Annotated in this window: 2 protein-coding genes; both read right to left on the reverse strand. The window is 47.0% G+C overall.

From position 1 onward, the window contains the following. Nucleotides 1-537 precede the first annotated feature (537 nt). On the reverse strand, nt 538-672 hold the full coding sequence (locus B2Y11_RS06005) for a hypothetical protein (RefSeq protein WP_291057315.1): 135 nt from the start codon (nt 670-672) through the stop codon (nt 538-540). A gap of 238 nt (nt 673-910) precedes the next feature. After that, a complete protein-coding gene (locus B2Y11_RS06010) occupies nt 911-4,279 on the reverse strand; it encodes a DEAD/DEAH box helicase family protein (protein WP_291057317.1) in 3,369 nt (1,122 codons plus the stop codon). Between the last annotated feature and the right edge of the window lie 204 nt (nt 4,280-4,483).

Below are 4,483 nucleotides of genomic sequence, written 5' to 3' on the forward strand. Positions count from 1 at the left end.
CGCAACCCTTGGCACCGAGGGCCGTCAGGCCCGATGGATCCCATATGACCCTCTGCCGCGCAGCGGCAGGCCCCTTCGGGAATACCGACCAACCCACCAGCTCACTAAATGTGTCTTATCATACTGGCGTCCCTTCATTTTCAAAAGGCGCCACACCACGGCCTTTGCCCCCTGAGCGACAGCGACGCAACCCCTGGTACCGAGGGGCAAAGCCCCGACGATACCATAAGCCCCTCTGCGCCGAAGGTGCAGGCTCCTACGGGAATATAGCCGCCTGCTGTACACTAAAAGGAACCTTCACCGGTTTCTGATGTAATTGACTGATGACCTTCCTGTTCACCTTTATAAAGCCGCATAAAAAAGCCCCTCGAAAGAGAGGCTCTTTTTAGTATTTATCAAATATATGATATTATTTCCCTTTACTCATGCATCCCAGCCAAGATTCATGGATGCCACCCTGCCGTTTCTCATATGGAATACAAGGTTTACACCGCTATCCGTTTTATAGTAAAGTGCATCGCCGTAATGAATATCCGGTTACCCATAGGTACCAATCACTTCGCTTCTGGTGGAGCCTACATGAATGCCGCTGGGTGTAGAGAATCCATTGTTTGCCGTAATATGGATCATAGTTACACGGAATGGACGGCCGGAATCTCTGACACAGTTCATGGTTACCGAGTCCCCATAGCCGATCATCTGCGCTTATGAGTTCGGTCCCCAGGCAGGTACTCAAGTCACCTTCCCCTCTTTGGGTTTACCATAGATAGCAGCAACATCTTACTTAGTCATTCTCGGCACAGTGCCTCCCAGGGTGCCTTCATCATCAAGCAGCTGCTGTCAGCAATAAGATTTTCTTCATCTTCATAAATACCCCATGAAATAAGCTCCCCAAAAATCAGGAAACCGGCTATTCATATCGAATGGCATTATCCCTGATCGTATTGATGATATGTATGAGATCACGCATATCTTCCATGCTGAAAATAGACATGGCATCATAGGGCTTGTCAAAGGGGGCATTAAAGATCGTCATGGGGCTGTCCATATAGCCATTGACCGATATGTAATTGATTACATTCCGAATAAACGCAATCTGTTTATCATTCAGGGCATTGTCATTGATAAACTGTGAAAACGCCTTTTCCGCCGCCTTTTTATCCATCTTGGCAATGCGGCGGACCGTAAGTCCAAAGGGCTGATTTTGGAAATAATACTGATAATCCTCTTTTGACCCCAATTCACTGGTAAAGATTTTCTCCAGATCCTTGTAATCCTTAGCTGTTAATGGCTCATTATGAACCAGTTTCCTGACCGCCGGAACATCATCCACGTGCTGCAGGAAATAATGATTCACCTTTTCCTTATAGTTTTCAAAGGTTTCCGGCTCCAGCGTATCTCCTTCTTTTTCAGAAATGACAGAATCCTTCAGCCCCGTTTCTACGATGGGTTCATGTTTGAACTGGATAAACTGGATGAGGCTCCTGAGCTCCGCCCGCACCTTTTCAAAGTCAAGTACATCTGCATCGGTCCAGAAAGAAGCCGACTCCACTTCTTGAATCAAGGGGAGCTTTTTTCTCACTGCGTCAATGCTGATTTTCTTCTCCAGCTGCCTTGCCGTTTCAATCAGCTGTTTCTTGGACTTTCTGAAAGACCCCAGACCTTCCATATGGGCCAGCATGAGGCCATACATGAGATTATCGAAGCGTTTCGCCGACTCATCCTTTTCCATGTCAGACACCAAAGGTGCTATTTCCTTAATCAGTTCACCGCAGTCCCCTTCACTGAGAGCGCGGAACGCCGCCTTGTTCTTATATTTTTCCACATATCGGAGGTGTAGCTTCACGGAGAAAAGAGATGGATTCAGCTCGACTACCTGCTTATGGCAAGTTTCCACAAGAGAGCGGCGCCAATCCTGGTACTTCTCGTCCGCATAGGCTGCCTGCTGCAGATCCTTGACCAGACGGATTCTCTTGATGAAAATATTTTCTGAAAGCGTCCTGGTCTCCCCATCGCCTATGAAATTCATATGCTGGCGGAAATACTCAAAGTTGCCGCAGTAATCAAAAATCAGGAAATACTTCTTGCCCCTGTACTCCCCATTTCTCATATCCACGCATTCCAAATCAGGACAGAGTCTTGTTCCCCGACCGATCATCTGCCAGAACTTTGTCTTTGAACGCACCTTTTTAAAGAAAACCAGATTTAAACACTCCGGCACATCTATGCCCGTATCCAGCATATCCACCGAAACAGCAATGACCGGATCCTTTTCCGGATTTTTGAAATCGTCAATCACCGTTTCCACATAGCTGTCTCCACAGACTACCCGCTGTGCAAAGGTACCCTTATATTTAGGATAAAGTGCATTAAAACGCTGGATAATAAATTCTGCATGTTTTTTATTTTCAGCAAAAATAATGGTTTTCCCCAGACGTTCGCCACCCTTTGTCTTAATGCCCCTTTCCATCAGGTCCTGAAGCACATGATCCACCGTATTGGCGTTAAACACAAATTTATCCATTTTCGGCGAAGGGATATAATCGGGCATAGACCCGTCATCCTCAGTGAAATCATCCTCATACCGTTTCTTATCCTCTTCTGAAAGGTCATCATAGGTAATGCCCTCTTCCAGAAACTTCGTTTTCACCTCATAGTTATAATAGGGTACCAGATATTTTTCGCTGATTGCCTGGTTGTAGTCATAGGCATAGGTAGGGATGCCCTGCTGCATATCAAAGAAATCATAGGTATTCCGATCCACATCGGTTTTCGGCGTAGCAGTTAATCCTACAAGTATGGCGTCAAAATAGTCAAAAATAGCCTTATACTTCTTAAAAATGCTCCGATGGCTTTCATCAATGATAATCAGGTCAAAATGGGCAGGCGTAAAAAGCCGGTTCCCATCGTCCCGCTTCGTATCATCAATAGAATTCAGAATCGTCGGATAGGTGGAGAAAACAATCCGTGCATTCTTATCGTCCTTATTGCTGCACAGATTGCAGAGAGACATCCGGGGCAGATACTCCCTGAAAGAATCCTTTGCCTGCTTCACCAGCGCCGTACGGTCTGCCAGGAAAAGTACATTGGTAATATATCCTCCCTTGGACAGCACATCCACCAGACTGGCCGCTGTACGGGTCTTTCCGGTTCCCGTAGCCATGACCAGGAGATTCTTCCGTCCCCCTTCCTCTATATGGGCGCACACAGCCCGGATAGCTTCCTTCTGATACACACGGTTCGTGATTTCATCGGAAATAGGAATGGACGTCAAGGCAGGATGGCTTTCCATCCTCCTATCCATCAGTCTTTCCAGATCCTCCCTGCTGAAAATACCGCTTACCTGCCGCTGCGGACCTGTCTTGTCATCCCAGAAATAGGTTTCAAAGCCATTGGTATTGAAAATCATGGGGCGACGGCCAAACCGTCTTTCCAGACAGTCCGCATACAGCACCGCCTGCTTCCTGCCCACGTTGGGATCCCGGCTTGTCTTTTTAGCTTCCACCACCGCCAGCGGGAGGCCATTCCTGCCGAAGAGTACATAATCCACATACCCCTTCTGCCCGGGCACACCGGCCATTCCGTCCACTTCATATTCTTCCACCACATTCTGGGAAGGGCCGTCAAAAATCCACCCTTCCATCTTCATATCCACATCAATATAAATTTTGCGGGTCTTAAATTCAGAAATGGCTTCCGGATTGAAATGACGCTCTTCCTTATTCTTCTCCTTCTCGGCGGTCAGCTTTTCCGACAGCGCCCGCACCTGATCATAGAGCTTCTTGTTTTCCTCTTCCTTTTCCTTGAGAAGGCCAGCCTGTTCCTTAATCCGCTTTTCATCCAGCGACACCCTGCTCTGGGGGATGAGAGATTCCTTAAAGAAATGCTCCTTATAACTACTGCCATAGCAGTAATCAATCCATTCAATGAATTCAAAAAGTCCGCGAAGAGAAACTACCGCATCAGCGGCAGTAATATTTCTTGCCGTATGCACCGCCAGATTCCCCAGCTTCACAATCAGTGGCAGCTTCTTCCACGTATCATATTCCATGGCATAGCGGAAATCCGATTCATGAATCAGGGACTGCAGGTTATCCTTAAAAGGAAGTGTCATGGTCCTGTCTGCCGCATAGACCCACTTCACCGCCAGCTCCAGCGCCTTGCGGCAGCCGATGGCACACATGGCCGGAGAAGTCGCATAGACCCTTTCCGCCTCCATAGCCGCCGGAGCAAACGCTTCATACTCCTTTTTCCCGCGTAAGAAATCAAAGTTTCCCATGAGCAATCACCCGCAAAGATAGTAAATTACCATAGAATCATTCGTTACTTATATATTACAACATATGCGAATATCTTCCAATAAATAAAGAAAAATAGGTAAGTGTCAAGTTTTCCTCGGTAATTCATTTGACTGTCGATGATTACTATCTCCGTGGCTTCGGTTTTATCAGTATTTCTGTATAGCTCTGGCCAGTCTCCCCAT

The sequence above is a fragment of the Dialister sp. UBA1703 genome, assembly GCA_002320515.1.
Taxonomy (GTDB): domain Bacteria; phylum Bacillota; class Negativicutes; order Veillonellales; family Dialisteraceae; genus Dialister.

Excerpts from the sequence above, each read along its gene's own strand:
- B2Y11_RS06005 (WP_291057315.1), bottom strand. The coding sequence starts at position 672 with ATGAACTGTGTCAGAGATTCCGGCCGTCCATTCCGTGTAACTATGATC.
- B2Y11_RS06010 (WP_291057317.1), bottom strand. The coding sequence starts at position 4,279 with ATGGGAAACTTTGATTTCTTACGCGGGAAAAAGGAGTATGAAGCGTTT.